This is a genomic window from Rhizobium sp. CB3090 (assembly GCF_029714285.1).
Classification (GTDB): domain Bacteria; phylum Pseudomonadota; class Alphaproteobacteria; order Rhizobiales; family Rhizobiaceae; genus Rhizobium.
On record NZ_CP121662.1, the window covers coordinates 52,076 to 69,257 of the forward strand.

The following is a 17,182-nucleotide window of genomic DNA, read 5'->3' on the forward strand; positions in this document are numbered from 1 at the left end:
GAGACCAACGGCAATCAGCCGTTGTCTTACTGTGAGACCGAAATGTTAATTTTCTTTACCATCCGGTCCGGTTCCGGCCGAATGAGATCGACGGAAAGGAGGCCGTTTTTCAGGACGGCGCCAAGCACCTGCATGCCGTCAGCCAAAACGAAGACGCGTTGGAACTGACGGGCCGCAATTCCGCGATAGAGATAATCGCGCTCCTCCGGCTCCACTTGTCGCCCACGGATCAAAAGCTGGTTTTCTTCTGTGGTGATATCGAGCTCGTCTTCCGAGAAGCCGGCAACCGCAAGCGTGATGCGCAGACGCTCAGGCTCGCCCGAGAGGCGGTCAGCCCGCATGCGTTCGATATTGTAAGGGGGATAACCATCACTAGCCTTGGAAATCCGCTCCAGCGTCTTTTCCATGGTGTCGAAGCCCAGAAGCAGAGGGCTGGCAAAGGGAGTCGTCCGGCTCATTGTCTCAAGTCCTTGGTAGCAAGCGACCTTTCCGGACCTGATCTTTCAGCACCCGGTTATGTGTAATATGGGAGCAGGGGCGGGGGAGTGCAAGGAGGCGTCGCCTTCGCATTTGCGAGATTAATTGTGGCGCAGGATGCCGATCGCTACGTCGGCATGCGGCTGCTTGACAAAGCGCAAAGGGGCTCGCATCAAGGTCTGCCGATCTGCACCGGAGGAAAGCGACAGACATGACCGAGCTCAGAAAAATTATCATCGATACCGATCCCGGCCAGGACGATGCCGCCGCGATTTTCCTCGCCTTCGGAAGCCGTGAAGAGATTGACGTGCTCGGCATCACCACGGTCGCCGGCAACGTGCCGCTGCGGCTGACGAGCCGCAATGCACGTATCGTCTGTGAGCTCTGCAATCGCCGTGATGTGAAGGTTTTTGCCGGCGCCGATGCGCCGCTCAAGCGCAAGCTGGTCACCGCCGAGCATGTCCATGGCAAGACCGGCCTCGACGGCCCCGACCTGCCGGAACCGACCATGGACCTTCAGCCCGGCCATGCCGTCGATTTCATCGTGGAGACGCTGAGAAACGAGCCGGCGGGCGCGGTCACGCTCTGCACGCTCGGTCCGCTCACCAATATCGCGCTCGCCTTCCAGAAGGCGCCAGACATTGTCGCCCGCGTCCGCGAACTGGTGATGATGGGCGGCGGCTTCTTCGAAGGCGGCAACATCACGCCGGCCGCGGAATTCAACATCTATGTCGATCCCGAGGCCGCCGATGTCGTCTTCCGCTCCGGTGTACCGATCGTCATGATGCCGCTCGACGTGACGCACCAGCTTCTGACCCGCAAGGATCGCGTGGCGCGGATCGCCGCCGTAGGCTCCGCCCCGGCCAAGGCCATGGTCGAGATGCTGGAATTCTTCGAGCGTTTCGATATCGAAAAATATGGCTCCGACGGCGGCCCGTTGCACGACCCGACGGTCATCGCCTACCTGCTGAAGCCGGAGCTGTTCAAAGGCCGCGATTGCAATGTCGAGATCGAGGTTGCGTCGGAACTGACGGTTGGCATGACCGTCGTCGACTGGTGGCATGTTACCGACCGCAAGCATAACGCCAAGGTCATGCGCCATGTTGATGCCGACGGTTTCTTCGCACTGCTGACCGAGCGTTTCGCACGCATCTGACTTGTGCAGCAGCAGGAAAATGAAAGGCCGCCGGATCGCTCCGGCGGCCTTTAATGTTTATCATTAGTCGGCTCAGAATTCTTCCCATTCACTCTGCGCCAGCGCGTTCGCGCCCTGGGTCTGCGGCTGCACTTTGCGAGCCGGGGCGGCGGCAGGGGCAGCACGGCGGACAGGTGCCGGCGCGCGCATCTGCTGGGCGGTGGCGCGCAGCGCAGTCGCATTGTCCTGACCGCTGTGCGACGTACGGAAGCGGGCGACGAGCGACTTCAAAGTCTGGGCCTCGTCGTTCAGCGTCACGCTGGCGGCGGTGGTTTCTTCCACCATCGCGGCATTCTGCTGCGTGACCTGGTCCATCTGGTTCATGGCCGAGTTGATTTCCTTCAGCCCGATCGCCTGTTCGCTGGCAGAAGCCGAGATCTGGCGGATGAGGCCGTTGATCTCCATCACCTGCTCGGCTATCTTGTGCAGCGCGCTGCCCGTGCGGCCGACGAGATCGACGCCTTCCTTGACCTGGCCGGCCGAAGTGTTGATCAGGGTCTTGATCTCTTTGGCGGCATTGGCCGAACGCTGCGCCAGTTCGCGCACTTCCTGCGCCACGACGGCAAAACCCTTGCCGGCTTCGCCGGCGCGGGCGGCTTCGACACCGGCATTCAGAGCGAGAAGGTTGGTCTGGAAAGCGATTTCGTCGATCACGCCGATGATGCGTGAAACTTCCTGCGAAGACTGCTCGATGCCGTGCATGGAGGCGATCGCCTTCTGCACGATCTCGCCGGAGCGTCCGGCATCATCGGATGCCGCGTTGACGCTGCTGGCAGCCGTGCGGGCATTTTCGGCGCTGGAATTGACCTGGGCCGTGAGCTCATTGAGCGCAGCGGCGGTTTCCTCCAGGCTTGCCGCCTGCTGCTCGGTGCGGCGGGCAAGGTCCGAGGCGCTGTTGCTGATCTCGCCCGTGCCGCCGCCGATATTGCTGATGCTGAGGTTCATCGTGTGCACCGTCTCTTCCAGGCTGGCGAGTGCGGCATTGAAGTCCTGTTTCAACTGGGCGTACTCGCCAGGGAATTCCTCCGCAATGCGGTGGCTGAGATTGCCCTTGGAGAGTTCGGCAAGGCTCTGGCCGACAATGGTGACGATGCGCCGCTGCAGCGCCACGGTTTCGCCCCGCTCCGCTTCCGAGCGGGAACGTTCGCCTTCAGCGGCACGACGCTGGTCGTTGGCTTCGGTCTCCAGCCGCTTGGTATCGGCAAGGGCGAAGCGGAAGCCTTCGAGCGCCTTGGCGACCGAGCCGATCTCGTCGGCACGATCTTGGCCCTCGACGGGTTCGGCATAGTTGCCGGCACTGAGGCTGTTGACGGTGGCGACCAATCCGCCGAGCGGTTTCTGCACGAAGGCGCGCACGGCGGCGTAGAGCGCCAGCATGACGGCAGCGAGCACGAGGATGCCGCCGATGATCATCATATAGGTCTGCTCGCGCACCGGTTCGGCAATCGCACTGTGGGGTACGTCGATGAGCACGACCCAGGTGGCATTGAGGCCGGGCACGGCGAAGGGATAGACCACGCGATCGAACCCTTCCGTGTCGCCATCGGCAAGGTTCTTCACCAGGCCCGTCGCCGATGAGGTCAATGCTGCCTTGATGACGTCGGCGCCATCGCCGCTATAGTCCTTCATCAGCAGGTCCTTGTTCGGCGCCACCAGCCACTTGTTGTCTTGCGAGACCAGGAGGACGCGGCCGGAGCCGAAGGGATGCAGGTTCTGCAGCTTGACGGAGAGCGAAGCGAGCGAGATGTCGACGCCGGAGACGCCGATCACCTTGCCGCCGGACGTGACGGGATAAGCGATCGAGCTCATGGTTGTCGGAACGTCGGTGCCTTTGGCCAGGTATGGCGGGGTGATGGCGCCCTTGCCGCTATCGGCAGCGAGCTTCCACCATGCGGCGGTGTAGTCATTGTCGAAGGTGGAGAACTGAATGCCGCCGTCCTTCGTCTTCGACCAATAGGGTGTGAACACGCCCTTGTCGTTGACGCCTTCATCCTTGTTGCCGGCAAGTTCGGTTGTCTTGCCGTCGAATGCGCCGAGTTTTTCGCAGAACCAACTGCCGAAGGCGAAGGCGTTCTGCTCGACATTGGCCTTGAGGATATTGATGATGCCCTTGCGATCGAAGGTGTGGCCCTCGTGGCCGCGACCGATAATGGCGGCCATGGAGCGGGCAGCGCTGGCGAGTTCGCCGACATTGGCGGCAATTTCGTTGGAGATGGATTTGGCCTCGCTATTGGCCTGATCCATGGTCAGCATCTGCACGCGATCGCGATTCTGCGAAATCAGCAGGAAGTTGGAGACGAACAGAACCAGCGCAATCGCTACCCCAGTGACCAGGATGAGCTTGGCCGCAAGCGATTTCATACGAAAGATGGACATCATTTCCTCGAGAGAACGATGCGTCGGATGCACATTATCCGGATGCAAGGTCAGCACAGGATGGCCCCATCATGGGACCGCCGTGAAAGCGCCTGCCGCTGCGAGACAGCCATGCGCGGCAGGCCTGAGGAGAATGATCGCGAAGCGCAAAAATTTAATTAAATTTCCACGGCTAGGAATGACAGGTCTCAAAGATGTGCAGCGACATCGCTTGCACTTGGGATCGACGGCTGGGCACCTGGTTTCAGGCAAGCCAGCGAGCCGGCGACGGCGGCGCGACGCAGCGCTACGTGAAAATCGAGACCCTGGTCGAGGCTGGCGGCCAGATAGCCGCAGAAAGTGTCGCCGGCGCCGACGGTATCGACCGGTTCGATGATGAGGCCCTTGGCGCGCAACAATTCACTATTGCGGATAGCGATGACGCCGTCGGCGCCGAGCGTGACGATCAGCGTCTGCCCCGTTTCGGCGTGCAGGCGGACAAGTGCCGCCTCGCGGCCGCCGGTCGACATGTTTTCCTGGCCTGCCAGCCTCTCGAATTCCGTCTCGTTGGCGATGACGATATCGGCAAGGCGTCCGAGCCGTGCGGCATCGGGAATGAGGGGTGCGAGATTGAGAACGGTGCGGACGCCCTTGGCCTTTGCCGCTGCGAGCGCCGTCTCGACGGCTGCGACCGGGATTTCGAATTGCAGCATGAGCGTATCGCCCGGGCTCAGAGCATCGACGGCTTTGGTCGCATCCTCGGCCGCCATCGTGCCGTTGGCGCCGGGCACGACGGCGATCATGTTTTCGCCGTCGCCGCCAACGAGGATCAGCGCGGTGCCGGTCGGCTCGGAAATCTGGCTGACGGTGGAGAGATCGGTGCCGGCGGCATCGAGCAGGGCAAGTGCCGGCACGGCGAAACCATCATTGCCGACGGCGCCGGTCAAACGCACCGTCGAGCCGGCGCGCCGCGCTGCCAGCGCCTGGTTGGCGCCCTTGCCGCCGGCGGCGGTGGAAAAGCCGTTGCCCGCCACCGTCTCGCCCGGCTTCGGCAGACGGTCGGTGGTGGCGATGAGGTCCATATTGATGGAGCCGAAAATAGTGATCATGAGTGTTTCGCCCTGCGTGTTGATCTTGCGCGATCCCACCCAAAACCGCTTCATACGTTTGGGGATCATGCATTGATTTGGCGCGACACTGCCCGAAGCAGTCAGTCCTCGTCAACCACCCTGAGCTTAAGTTGGCCGGTGCGATTGTCGATCGGTTTCGGCCGGTCCTCGGCGGGCGCCTTCGCCGGCTCGCCGGCGGCTTCGAATTCCAGCGCTTCTATCCTTTCGCCGCGGCGTGCCAGCTTGTCGGCGGAGGTGACGATCATGTCGACGTCCTTCTGCGCCATGGCGAAATGCCCCTGCAGCTTGCGCACTCGCTCGTCGAGGCGAGAAAGATCGGTCATGAGCTGCGCCACTTCGCCCTGGATCACATGCGCCTGCTCGCGCATGCGCTGGTCCTTCAACACGGCCTGGATGACCTGGATCGACAGCATCAGCAGTGACGGCGAGACGATAACGATGCGCGAGCGCTGCGCCTTCTGCACAATCGCTTCGAAATTCTCGTGGATTTCGGCAAAGATCGATTCGGAGGGAACGAAGAGGAAGGCCGTATCCTGGGTCTCCCCTTGAATGAGATATTTCTCGGCGACATCGCGAATATGCACTTCGAGGTCCCGGCGGAATTGCTGCGCGGCAATCCTGCCCTGTTCAGGGCTTGTTGCGGCCGCGTTGCGGATGGCGTTCCATGCCTCCAGCGGAAATTTGGCATCGATCACCAGCGGCGGCGAGCCGTTCGGCATGCGCACGGTGCAGTCCGGCCGCGATCCGTTGGAGAGCGTTGGCTGGAAGGCATAGGCGCCCATCGGCAATCCGTCGGCGATGATCGTCTCCATCCGGGCCTGGCCGAAGGCGCCCCGCGTCTGCTTGTTGGAGAGGATTGCCTGTAAGCCGACGACATCCTTGGCAAGGGACTGAATATTGCTCTGCGCGGCGTCGATAACGGCAAGCCGCTCCTGCAAGCGGCGCAGGTTCTCATGCGTCGAGCGAGTCTGCTCGCCAATCGTCGCAGTCACCCGCTGCGACATGCCGTCGAGTCGTTGATTGATGGCGTGGTTGAACTCCGCCTGCCGCGAGCCGAATACTTCGGCCATGGTCGCAAGCCGTCCTTGCATTTCCGCCTGGGCTCTCAGCAGCGCCGCCATATTGTGCTCGGCATCCTCGGCCCGCAGCATATCTTCTTCGGTCAGTCGCCCTCTATTGTTGATGACAAGGACGATGACGGCGATCAGCAGCAGGATGACCAGGCCGATGAGTAACGGCACTGCGGGAATGTCTTGGCCGAAAAATGAAAAGGACATGATATCGAATACTCGTGGAACTCGTGCCGGCACCATAACAAAATCGTGGAGAATATCCAGATCAAAACGTGAACAAAATTTTAGAGAGCTATGATCGACCTGACGTCGCAAACGTTGAAAAAACACCCGTCAACCGCCATCTAAATAATTCCATCGCACAGCAAGATGCGTTATGGGAAACTTCATGACGATCAAGCCACTCATCATTTTGCCCGACCCGTTGCTCCGCCAGGCCTCTGCGCCCATTGAGCGCGTCGATACCGAAGTTCAACGCCTTGCCGACGATATGCTGGCAACCATGTATGACGCGCCAGGCATCGGCCTTGCGGCCATCCAGGTCGGCGTTCCCCGCCGCATGCTGGTAATCGACGTGTCGCGTGAAGGGGAGGATAAGCAGCCGCTGGTCTTCATCAATCCCGAAATCGTCAGCTCTTCCGACGAACGCTCGGTTTATGAGGAAGGCTGTCTCTCCATTCCGGATTATTACGCCGAAGTCGAGCGTCCGGCCCGCGTCACCGTCAAGCATCTCGACCGCGACGGCAAGGAACAGATCGTCGAAGCCGACGGCCTGCTCGCCACCTGTCTCCAACACGAGATCGACCATCTGAACGGCGTGCTGTTCATCGACTACATCTCGCGCCTGAAGCGCGACATGGTGATCAAGAAGTTCACCAAGGCAGCGAAGTCGAAGGCGCTCTGAGCAGCGACTGTTGAAAGATGAGCTTGAAGCGCCTATGATATCATTGATATCAATTTGGAGGCGCGAATGGGCGATCTTTTGCTGCGTGGCGTGGACGAAGCGTTAAAGAAGCAATTGCAAGCGAATGCCAGCCGGCATGGCCGAAGCCTTTCAGAAGAGGCGATCGCTCTGCTGCGTCAGTCGCTTGGACGGCAGCAGGATTTGAACAGTTCAGCAGGTCTGCGGTTAAGAGCGGTTCTTGGTGCAGAGAAGCTGAGCGAAGAAGAAATCGAGGCAATCAATGCTTTTCGGCATGCGCCGGACCGCGAGCCGCCGCATTTCGAATAGTTTGTGCCGGTATAATCCCAGATGATTGTTCTGGACACAAATGTCATCTCCGAGCTGCAAGGGCGACTGCACAGCGATCGCATATTGTCTTGGCTTGATGGCTTTGCCGTCGAATCGGTTTTCGTAACCGCCATCACCATTGGAGAGATTCGCTTCGGACTGGAGCTCCTGGCTGATGGCAAGCGCAAAGCGACACTGATCGCGGAGCTGGATGCGATAGAGGCAGAGTTTTCCGGCCGCGTTCTGGGCTTTTCAAGCAATGCGGCCCATCAATATGGAATAATTTCTGCTCGACGCCACAAGATAGGCCGAAGAATGGAAACCAAGGACGCTATGATCGCAGCCATCTGCCTGGCCAATGGTGCGACATTGGCGACGCGGAACACAAAAGATTTCGAGGGGCTTGATCTGAAGCTCGTAAACCCGTTTGAAGGCGGCTGATGCATGATCTCAAAAAGTGCGAAGCGGTTTTTGGGCACGATCATGCCAAACTAGATATCTCTTAGTCGGACGGATCGAATGTCGCTCAGCATCATCTTTATGGGTACGCCCGAATTTTCCGTGCCGACTTTGCGGCTGCTGGTCGATGTGGGGCACCGCGTTCGTGCCGTTTATACACAGCCGCCACGTCCGGGCGGGCGTCGTGGGCTCGACCTGCAGAAGTCGCCGGTGCATCAGGCGGCGGAATTGCTGGGCCTGCCGGTGTTCACACCCGTCAATTTCAAGGACCCGGAAGAGCGCCAGCGTTTCCGCGAACTCGATGCCCAAGTCGCCGTGGTTGTCGCCTATGGCCTGCTGCTGCCGGAGGCGATCCTCACGGGCACGCGGTTTGGCTGCTATAACGGCCACGCCTCGCTGCTGCCGCGCTGGCGCGGTGCCGCACCCATCCAGCGGGCGATCATGGCCGGTGACAAGAAGACCGGCATGATGGTGATGAAGATGGACAAGGGCCTCGATACCGGTCCGGTCGCTCTCACGCGCGAAGTCGAGATTGGCGACACGATGACTGCGGGCGAGCTGCACGACAAGCTGATGTTGGTCGGCGCCAAGGCCATGGTCGTGGCGATGAACAAGCTCGAGCACGATGAACTGCCGCTGACCGACCAGCCCGCCGAGGGCGTCGTCTACGCTGCCAAGATCGATAAGGGTGAGACGCGCATCGATTTCAGTAAGCCGGCTGCGGATGTTCACAATCACATTCGCGGCCTCTCGCCCTTTCCGGGCGCCTGGTTCGAGGCCGAAATCGCCGGCCGGGCAGAGCGCATCAAGGTTCTTGGTTCCGAACTTGCCGAAGGTGAGGGCGCAGCCGGTGAAGTGCTGACCGGTGATCTCGTCATTGCCTGTGGTTCCGGCGCCGTCCGGCTGACGAAGCTGCAGAAGGCCGGCGGCAAGCTTCTGACTGCAGCCGATTTCCTGCGCGGCACGCCGATTGCGCCGGGCACGATATTGGCGACGGGATCAGCCTGATGCCGCGCTACCGCATGACCGTCGAATATGACGGCCTCCCCTATGTTGGCTGGCAGCGCCAGGATAACGGTCCTTCCGTGCAGGGCGCGATAGAAGGCGCCATCCTGTCTTTGACGGGCGAGACGGTTTCGATCCGCGGCGCGGGACGCACCGATTCCGGTGTGCATGCCATGGGTCAGGTCATGCATGCCGACCTCTCCAAGGAATGGAAGACCTATACGCTCCGCAACGCACTCAATGCGCATCTGAGGCTCGCCAAAGAGCGGGTCGCCATTCTCGACATCGTCGAAGTTGATGCGCATTTCGACGCCCGCTTTTCGGCCATCCGCCGCCATTATCTCTATCGCATCATCGCCCGCCGCGCGCCCTTGGCACTGGAGGCAGGGCGTGCCTGGTGGGTGCCGAAGGATATGGATCATGAGGTCATGCACGCAGCAGCGCAGACGCTGGTCGGCCGGCATGATTTCACCACCTTCCGTTCGGCACATTGCCAGGCGAACAGCCCGGTGCGCACGCTCGACCGGCTGGATGTGACCCGCAATGGCGAGCTGATCGAAATCCGCGCCACGGCGCAAAGCTTTCTGCACAATCAAATCCGCTCCTTCGCCGGCACGCTGAAGCTTGCGGGCGAGGGAAAGTGGACTGTGGACGACGTGCGCGCTGCGCTCAACGCGCGAGACCGCAAGGCCTGCGGTCCGGTCGCTCCGCCGGACGGGCTCTATTTCATGCAGGTGGATTATCGCGACAGCGTTGGGCCTGTTGATGCCGATGACGAACAGGACGATTCCTAGAGCCGGATGATTTCAGGTCGAATCGACCTGAAATCATCCGGCTCTAAATCAAAAAGTTAGAGCGGGATGTCGCCCGAAAACCGCACACACTTTTCGGCACCCCGCTCTAGCCGCCGTTGAACGGCTCGGGATGCCTGTCAGCGACACTATCTTTCGACAACATTTCCGCGTCGGTTCCACCCTCTACAATAGCAATGCCCTCGGGACGAATGCCGTAACAGCCCCAGCCCCGAGAGCGGCATCCAGCCCATCAGGCATCGACACACGCAGCGTCGGGGCTGCGCCACCGAAATTGAACATGAACGCGCCATTGCCACGAATTGCGTCAACATAAAAAGTGTAGCCGCACGCGTCGCGGTCTGGCGAAGCGCCATGCCAATATTTGGGAGGGACTCGATTGGGTAGCAGACTGCTGAGAGCAGGTTATCGCGGTACTGAGATCCTCAGGTGCAACTGATTGTCACCTGTTCATGTCCTCAACCACCCACCGGAAAAATAAGATAATCAAAGCTGCAAACAATAGTAATTGCATCATCTTTGTCAGATCAAGCATATCATAGCTCTCTAATTTATTGCTGCATCATGCAGGCCAGCTATGATAAACAGGAATGTGTTAATGCCCATCTATTGTAGAAATACATTAATATTGCGGTTAATATATGGTTTATATTTTAGATATTCATCGTGACTGAAAATATTGGGCTGTAGCCTATCAATTTCTTACCGCGAAGAGAGGTAAATGACCCTTGCACCCAGCAGGCTACCGGTTCAGAAGACCTTGCGAAAAAAGATGCGCGCCCGCCCTTTCGGATAGTCTTCCAAAGTCCCAAACCGCTCATAACCGTTCTTTTCGTAAAACCCGGGAGCTTGGAAGCTGAATGTGTCCAGCCAGATACCGACGCAGGTCTTTTGTCGCGCGATCTGCTCTGCCTGCGCGAGAAGCCTTGTCAGAGGTGCCTGACCGCTCAACCCGGCGGATAGATGCCAAGGAAACGCTGCAGGAAATCCGTCAAAAGCATGGTCGGGATCAGTAGTATCAGCGTCAGCGCGCCGACGAAAAGCGGATGCGTGCCGCAGATCATCCGGAGGATACGTGCCAGCGAAAAGATGATCGCCATCATCAGCGCCAGCCACAGGATGGCCGCCAGTCCGCTGGAGCCCGGCACGTAGGCGAGCAGCGCAATCAGCAGGGAGTTGAGATAGGAGGTCGGCAAGCCGAGCCAATTGACCACCACGACGATGGGCGCGAATTTGTCGCCGAAACGAAAGATCATCAGCAGCACGCCGGCGAATATCAACGGTGCCAGCCAGCTTGCCGCCTCGACCAGCGCCAGGCGGAAGAAGAAGGCCATGCCGGTCGAGGTTTCCGGCGGCATGGCGGTGAGATAGGCCTGTTGCCACCAGAGCCATGAAATGCCGATGGACGGCAGGCTCCAGAGGATCGCCCAGAACGACCGCAACATGCCGCGGTCTGATATGTCGAGATATTGGAAGCCGCGCGCGTCCATGCGGATCAATAGCCACAGGCCCGCCAGGTAGTATTGGACTTCCCTAAAGGTCGGCATTCGCAAACCAGCGTTGAAGGAAGGTCTCATAGATCTCGGTGAGTGTTTCGAGATCCGATAGCGCGACCCGTTCATCGACCATGTGCATGGTCTGGCCGACGAGGCCGAATTCCACAACAGGGCAGTAGTCCTTGATGAAGCGGGCATCGGAAGTGCCGCCTGTGGTCGAAAGCGCCGGCCTTAGACCGGTAATGTTTTCGACGGCGGAAGAAAGCGAGGCGATCAGCGCATTGTTGCGCGTCAGGAACACATGGCTCGGACGCTCCGACCAGGTGATGTCGTATTTCGCCGGCGAGCGTCCGGGACGCAGCGTCTCGTCGGCCGCCGCGGCGTCCAGGCGTGCAAGGATCTCGGCCTTCAGCGTCTCGACCGTCCAGGTGTCGTTGAAGCGGATGTTGAAGGCGGCGGTCGCCTTGGCGGGTATGACATTGGTGGCGGCATTGCCGACATCGATCGTCGTCACTTCGAGGTTGGACGGCTGGAAATTGTCCGTGCCGGCATCGAAAGGCGGGTCGAGCAGCGCTTCCGTCAACTTGATGATGCTGCGCACGGGATTGTCGGCAAGGTGCGGATAGGCGGCATGGCCCTGAACGCCGTGGACGGTGATGAAGCCGGAGATCGAGCCGCGGCGGCCGATCTTGATCATATCGCCAAGCTGGTCGGGATTGGTCGGCTCGCCGACGAGCGACGCATCCCATGTCTCGCCGCGCTCCGCTGCCCATTGCAGCAGCTTGACCGTACCATTGATGGACGGACCTTCTTCGTCGCCGGTGATCAGGAAGGAGACGGAGCCGGCCGGCTTGCCATGCTTCGCGATATGACGCGCCACAGCGGCCACGAAGCAGGCAATGCCGCCCTTCATGTCCACCGCGCCGCGGCCGAAAAGCTCGCCATCGGCGATTTCGGCGGCAAAGGGCGGATGGCTCCACGAAGCAGCGTCGCCGACCGGCACGACATCCGTATGGCCGGCAAACATCAGATGCGGACCCTCCGTTCCGAGGCGGGCATAGAGATTCTCGATATCGGGCGTTCCCGGCTCGCTCGCCGTCATGCGCTCGACCTTGAAGCCGAGCGGCAGCAGCATATCGGTGAGCGCAGTCAGCGCACCGCCTTCGGCAGGCGTGACGGAGGCACAGCGAATGAGAGTTTGCAGGTTTGTGACGGGATCGGTAACGGTCATCGGAGGCAACTTATCCGGCGAGAAATGGCAAAGCGATGGCAAAGGATCGGCGATAGGCCGAAAATCTTTGCCGCGATTCCAGCAATCGCACAGGCATGCCCACCCGGCAAGCATGAGGGAAGCGCGATATGACGACCGCGCTTCCAAAAAATTGCGTAATCAGTCGCGCAGCAGCTCGTTGATGCCGGTCTTCGAGCGGGTCTTTTCATCGACGCGCTTCACGATCACGGCGCAGTAGAGGCTGGGAGCCGGCTGGCCGTTCGCCATGGTGTTGCCGCTCGGCAGTGCGCCGGCGACGACGACGGAGTAGGGCGGGACTTCGCCATATGTGATCTCGCCGGTAGCGCGATCGACAATCTTGGTCGATTTGCCAATGAAGACACCCATGCCGAGCACCGAGCCTTCACGAACGATGCAGCCTTCGACCACTTCCGAGCGCGCGCCGATAAAGCAATTATCTTCGATGATCGTCGGGCCGGCTTGCATCGGCTCCAGCACGCCGCCGATGCCGACGCCACCCGAGAGATGCACATGCTTGCCGATCTGTGCGCAGGAACCGACGGTCGCCCAGGTGTCGACCATGGTGCCTTCGCCGACATAGGCGCCGAGATTGACGAAGGAGGGCATCAGGATGGCATTCGGCGCGATATAGGCGGAGCGGCGGACGACTGCGTTCGGCACGGCGCGGAAGCCAGCTTCACGGAAGCGGTTCTCACCCCAGCCTTCGAACTTCGAGGGCACCTTGTCCCACCAGGTCGAACCACCTGGGCCGCCTTCGACGATCTGCATGTCGTTCAGACGGAAGGAAAGCAGCACGGCTTTCTTGAGCCACTGATTAACTGTCCAATTTCCGTCCGAGCCACGCTCGGCCACGCGGACCTTGCCGCTGTCGAGGAGATTGAGCGCCGTCTCGACGGCGTCGCGGATTTCGCCGCGTGTCGACGCGTTCACATTGTCGCGATTGTCGAAGGCAGCCTCGATGGAGTTCTCGAGGGAGGCGAGATCGTTAGCGCTCATGGGAATTCCTTAAAACGTCAGTGCCTATCGTAATTTCCGGAAATGGTCCGGAAGCGGTCGATTGGTCCTATAGCATGGACATCGAGAATGGAATGTCTTTTCCGCGCCGATTGAGCTTGGATTCGAGGCGTTGTAGGGCATATGCAAGAGCTTGGCCATTCCTCTCTGTGAGCGGGAGCGGCCCGTGATGATCGGTTTGAAAGGCATGAGTATATGAGCAAGGCGAAGAACGGCAGACTGAGGCGCAAGGATGGGGTATGGGACCCCCTGAAGTCGAGCTCGACCGACAAGAAGCGCGCCGAATCCGTGCCGAAGACGCCGCAATCCATGTCGCCGTCCTACCGGCTCGCCTATGACGACGAAGATTTCCTCTGCCGCGAGGAACTGCGACCGATCCGGCTGCAGCTCGAACTGTTGAAGACCGAGATGTATCTCACCGAACGCGGCATCAAATCGACGGTGGTCATGTTCGGCGGCGCACGTATTCCCGCGCCCGGCACCAGCGCCTGGGCAGCGCGCAACGACGTGCAGCGGGCCAATCTTGAGGCGGCATCGGTTTATTACGAGGAAGCCCGCAAATTTGCGAGGCTTTGCGCGCGCTATTCCGCCGGTTTCGATTTCCATGAATATGTGGTGGTCACAGGCGGCGGCCCCGGCGTCATGGAGGCCGGCAATCGCGGTGCTTCGGAAGAGGGCGCGCCTTCCATCGGTCTCAACATCGTGCTGCCGCACGAACAGGCGCCGAATGTCTATGTGACGCCGGAACTCAGCTTCAACTTCCATTATTTCGCAATCCGCAAGATGCATTTCATGGTGCGCGCCAAGGCGATTGCGGTGTTTCCGGGCGGTTTCGGCACGCTGGACGAGCTGTTCGAATGCCTGACGCTCATTCAGACCGGCCGCATGGAGCGCCTGCCGCTGATCCTCTTCGGTGAAAAATTCTGGCGCGACATCATCAACTTCGATGCGCTCGCCGAATTCGGCACGATCGCGCCTGACGACGTCAAGCTGATCAGCTTCGTCGACACGGCCGATGAGGCTTGGAAGATCGTCGCGGATTTCTACGAGCACGATAACGGACATTGAAACGAAAGGCCCGCCATCGCATCTGCGAGGCGGGCCTTTGTGGATGATGCCCAATTAAATATTCAGAGCAGCGGACGGTCGGGCATGTCGTCCAGCGAGATCACGCCGTCATGGTTGCGGTCCATGCGGTCGAAGAGCTTGTTGGCGGCGTCTTCTGCCTCCTGCTTGCTGATCTGACCGTTTTCATCCGTATCGATGCGTTGGAACAGCATGGTGGTGCGCATCATAGCGGCTTCGTGCATGAAGCGGCCGTGCGGGTGGTGATCACGATGCATGCCGCTATCCTGGTTGTCGCCGTTCTGGGCTTGATCGCTTTTGGTCTGATCGCTCTTGCCCTGATCGCCTCTGCCCTGATCGCTTTGAGCTTGATCGTCGCCGCTCTTGGCATGTTCAGCCTTCCACTGCTTGACGCGTTCCTTGCGATAGGCGCGCAGTTCGCCGGGGGTGATCTGGCCGTCCTTGTTGGTGTCGATCTCATCGAAGATCTTGTCGACACCGGCTTTCACCTCGTCCTTGGAAATTTTCATGTCGCCATTGGTGTCGAATTGCTTGAGCATGCGCACATAGGCAACTTCCGGCGAAAATCCCGGCCGATGCCAACGGCCGCCCATGCCGTCGTTGTCCCGCGGAGCGGCAAAACTTGCCTGAACGGCGGCGCCGACCAGAAGAGTTGCGGAAAGTCCTGCCAGAAGAAGTTTTTTCCCGTTCATCGTTTTTCCTTTCGAGCCGAGGAATGGTCAAACGATATGGCGGAGGGCAAAAAACGGCCAATTAAACATCGGTAAGGCGGATGAAACTTTCGTAACCCGATCCTAAAAAACCGTTAAACGAGTGTTTTGAGAAAAGCGGTGAGATCGTTGGTCACATAGTCGATATGATCGTCCGCGCCGCTCGTCTTCTCCCACCATTCGACCACGGTGCCTTCGAGATTCTGCGGTACGAGCAGCACGGTCTTCATGCCGAGCGCTTTCGGCACGGTGAGATTGCGGGGCAGGTCCTCGAACATGGCGGCGCGCTTCGTGTCCACCCGGTTGAGGCTCATGAACTTGTCATAGGTGCTACCGGCCGGCTTCGGCACGTAATCGGCAGCAACGATGTCGAAAATGTCGTCGAAGTTATCGAGGATGCCGAGCGCACCGGCGGTCGCCTGCGCATGCTTGACGCTACCGTTGGTGAAGATGAATTTACGCCCCGGCAGCGCCTTGATGGCGGCGGCGAGTTCCGGCTGGGGCATCAGCGCCGAGTAATCGATCGCATGCGCCTTCTCCAGGAAATCATTGGGGTCGATGCCATGATGGATCATCAGCCCCTGCAATGTCGTGCCATGGTCGCGATAATATTGCTTCTGCAGCTTTCGCGCCTCGTCTCGCTCCATCTGCAGGAGTGCCGAAACATAGGCCGTCATGTTCTTGTCGATCTGCGAGAAGAGATCGACATGGTGCGGATAGAGCGTGTTGTCGAGATCGAATACCCAGTCGCGGATATCCAAGAAATCGGCGGGTTTAGGCAGCGTTCTCGTTTGGGTCATGGCGGCCTTATGACACGCGCTGTTGCCTGAGGAAAAGGAAAATATGCGGCGTATATGAGAAATGCCGCAGACATTGCCCGCTATTCCAATGCAGGCTATGGTTTTACCGATTGATTTCTAAGCTTTTGCGCTATTTGCCGGAGGGGAGAGGAGTCTGTGCCTCTTCGGTTACGAAGGACATGATGCGCCCGGTCGGGCTTTTGAGGAGGGGGACAAGATGAGTCAGGTAGAAAAGGCAGCGGAGTTCGCCCGGCTGCATCGAAAGGGCGATCCGCTGATCCTCTTCAATATCTGGGATGCCGGCTCGGCCAAGGTGGTCACCGAGGCGGGAGCCAAGGCGCTGGCCACGGGGAGTTGGTCGGTCGCCGCCGCCAATGGATTCAGCGACGGCGAGGCGATACCGCTGTCGTTGCTCGCGGTCATCACCCGCCTGATTTCCGTGACGAGCCCGCTGCCGGTCTCCATCGATTTCGAAGGCGGCTATGCCATAGAGCCGGATGCCGTTGCCGCCAATGTGGAAAAGATCATGGATCACGGCGCAATCGGCATCAATTTCGAGGATCAGGTGGTCGGCGGCCGCGGCGTTCATCCGATAGAGATGCAGGCCGCCCGCATCCGCGCCATCCGGGAGATGGCCGATCGGCGGGAAATACCGCTGTTCATCAATGCCCGCACCGATCTTTTCCTGCAGGAAAGCGATACCGCCCATCATCAGATCCTGCTGGACGAGGCTTATAGGCGCGCCGAAGCTTTTGCCGAGGCCGGCGCCAGCGGCTTTTTCACGCCGGGGCTTGTGGACGCGGAGCTGATCGAAGCCGTCTGTGACCGCTCCCCTCTGCCCGTCAACATCATGGTGCGTCCGACAACGCCCGATAACATCACCATGGCGAGGCTCGGCGTCAGCCGTATCAGCTACGGCCCCGCGCCCTACCGGACGGTGATGGGAATGTTGAAGAGCGAGGCCGAGGCGCTTTATCAGCAGAGCTGATCACCGTGCCTGACGCGTTCGACCGATTTCGGTGGAATGCGCAATTGCCGACAATGCGGAATCCGCGCCCTTTCCTGACATGGAGAGGGCGTGTTTTTC

17 protein-coding genes are annotated in these 17,182 nt (G+C 59.8%); 8 read left to right on the forward strand and 9 right to left on the reverse strand.

All coding sequences use genetic code 11. From position 1 onward, the window contains the following. Positions 1-26: 26 nt before the first annotated feature. Positions 27-458 (reverse strand): Hsp20 family protein, encoded by a 432-nt coding sequence (locus tag QA646_RS00265; RefSeq protein WP_283056935.1) that lies wholly within the window; start codon positions 456-458, stop codon positions 27-29. Positions 459-688: 230 nt separating this feature from the next. On the opposite strand from QA646_RS00265, the gene QA646_RS00270 reads away from it, so the two are divergent. Beyond that, positions 689-1,633: a nucleoside hydrolase gene (locus tag QA646_RS00270; RefSeq protein ID WP_283056936.1), complete on the forward strand. Its 945-nt coding sequence runs from the start codon at positions 689-691 to the stop codon at positions 1,631-1,633. 72 nt (positions 1,634-1,705) lie between these two features. On the opposite strand, the gene QA646_RS00275 is transcribed toward QA646_RS00270, so the two are convergent. The 3 genes from QA646_RS00275 to QA646_RS00285 form a co-directional block, all read right to left on the reverse strand. Then, the gene (locus tag QA646_RS00275; protein WP_283056937.1) at positions 1,706-4,048 is read right to left on the reverse strand and encodes a methyl-accepting chemotaxis protein; all 2,343 of its coding nucleotides are present in this window, start codon (positions 4,046-4,048) and stop codon (positions 1,706-1,708) included. 188 nt (positions 4,049-4,236) lie between these two features. Beyond that, entirely contained in the window at positions 4,237-5,136 is a 900-nt protein-coding gene (locus QA646_RS00280) for a ribokinase (RefSeq protein ID WP_283056938.1), read from the reverse strand. 101 nt (positions 5,137-5,237) lie between these two features. Beyond that, positions 5,238-6,434, reverse strand: coding sequence for a DNA recombination protein RmuC (locus tag QA646_RS00285; protein ID WP_283056939.1), 1,197 nt, complete (start codon positions 6,432-6,434; stop codon positions 5,238-5,240). A gap of 184 nt (positions 6,435-6,618) precedes the next feature. On the opposite strand from QA646_RS00285, the gene def reads away from it, so the two are divergent. The 5 genes from def (at position 6,619) to truA (ending at position 9,719) form a co-directional block, all read left to right on the forward strand. Beyond that, the gene (gene def, locus QA646_RS00290) at positions 6,619-7,134 is read left to right on the forward strand and encodes a peptide deformylase (RefSeq protein ID WP_283056940.1); all 516 of its coding nucleotides are present in this window, start codon (positions 6,619-6,621) and stop codon (positions 7,132-7,134) included. Between the two features lie 66 nt (positions 7,135-7,200). Continuing rightward, positions 7,201-7,461, forward strand: coding sequence for a plasmid stabilization protein (locus QA646_RS00295; RefSeq protein ID WP_283056941.1), 261 nt, complete (start codon positions 7,201-7,203; stop codon positions 7,459-7,461). Positions 7,462-7,482: 21 nt separating this feature from the next. Further along, the gene (locus QA646_RS00300) at positions 7,483-7,902 is read left to right on the forward strand and encodes a type II toxin-antitoxin system VapC family toxin (RefSeq protein ID WP_283056942.1); all 420 of its coding nucleotides are present in this window, start codon (positions 7,483-7,485) and stop codon (positions 7,900-7,902) included. A gap of 78 nt (positions 7,903-7,980) precedes the next feature. After that, the gene (gene fmt, locus QA646_RS00305; protein WP_283056943.1) at positions 7,981-8,928 is read left to right on the forward strand and encodes a methionyl-tRNA formyltransferase; all 948 of its coding nucleotides are present in this window, start codon (positions 7,981-7,983) and stop codon (positions 8,926-8,928) included. Continuing rightward, the gene (truA, locus tag QA646_RS00310) at positions 8,928-9,719 is read left to right on the forward strand and encodes a tRNA pseudouridine(38-40) synthase TruA (protein ID WP_283056944.1); all 792 of its coding nucleotides are present in this window, start codon (positions 8,928-8,930) and stop codon (positions 9,717-9,719) included. The genes fmt and truA overlap by 1 nt, the downstream gene beginning before the upstream one ends. Before the next feature lie 965 nt (positions 9,720-10,684). Here truA and QA646_RS00315 read toward each other — a convergent pair. The 3 genes from QA646_RS00315 to dapD all read right to left on the reverse strand — a co-directional run bounded on the left by QA646_RS00315 (position 10,685) and on the right by dapD (position 13,481). Next, entirely contained in the window at positions 10,685-11,284 is a 600-nt protein-coding gene (locus QA646_RS00315) for a hypothetical protein (protein ID WP_283056945.1), read from the reverse strand. Further along, a complete protein-coding gene (gene dapE / locus QA646_RS00320; protein ID WP_283056946.1) occupies positions 11,271-12,464 on the reverse strand; it encodes a succinyl-diaminopimelate desuccinylase in 1,194 nt (397 codons plus the stop codon). Before dapE ends, QA646_RS00315 begins: the two co-directional genes overlap by 14 nt. Positions 12,465-12,623: 159 nt before the next feature. Continuing rightward, positions 12,624-13,481: a 2,3,4,5-tetrahydropyridine-2,6-dicarboxylate N-succinyltransferase gene (gene dapD, locus QA646_RS00325; protein ID WP_283056947.1), complete on the reverse strand. Its 858-nt coding sequence runs from the start codon at positions 13,479-13,481 to the stop codon at positions 12,624-12,626. A 213-nt stretch (positions 13,482-13,694) separates the two neighbouring features. On the opposite strand from dapD, the gene QA646_RS00330 reads away from it, so the two are divergent. After that, positions 13,695-14,567, forward strand: coding sequence for an LOG family protein (locus tag QA646_RS00330; protein ID WP_283056948.1), 873 nt, complete (start codon positions 13,695-13,697; stop codon positions 14,565-14,567). Between the two features lie 62 nt (positions 14,568-14,629). Here the strand turns inward: QA646_RS00330 and QA646_RS00335 are convergent, their stop codons facing one another. Together QA646_RS00335 and QA646_RS00340 are read right to left on the reverse strand one after the other, a co-directional pair. After that, entirely contained in the window at positions 14,630-15,277 is a 648-nt protein-coding gene (locus QA646_RS00335) for an EF-hand domain-containing protein (RefSeq protein WP_283056949.1), read from the reverse strand. 113 nt (positions 15,278-15,390) lie between these two features. Then, positions 15,391-16,095: a pyrimidine 5'-nucleotidase gene (locus QA646_RS00340; RefSeq protein WP_283056950.1), complete on the reverse strand. Its 705-nt coding sequence runs from the start codon at positions 16,093-16,095 to the stop codon at positions 15,391-15,393. 217 nt (positions 16,096-16,312) lie between these two features. Here QA646_RS00340 and QA646_RS00345 point away from each other — a divergent pair, with 217 nt between their 5' ends. Next, positions 16,313-17,083: an isocitrate lyase/phosphoenolpyruvate mutase family protein gene (locus QA646_RS00345; RefSeq protein ID WP_283056951.1), complete on the forward strand. Its 771-nt coding sequence runs from the start codon at positions 16,313-16,315 to the stop codon at positions 17,081-17,083. Positions 17,084-17,182 lie beyond the last annotated feature (99 nt).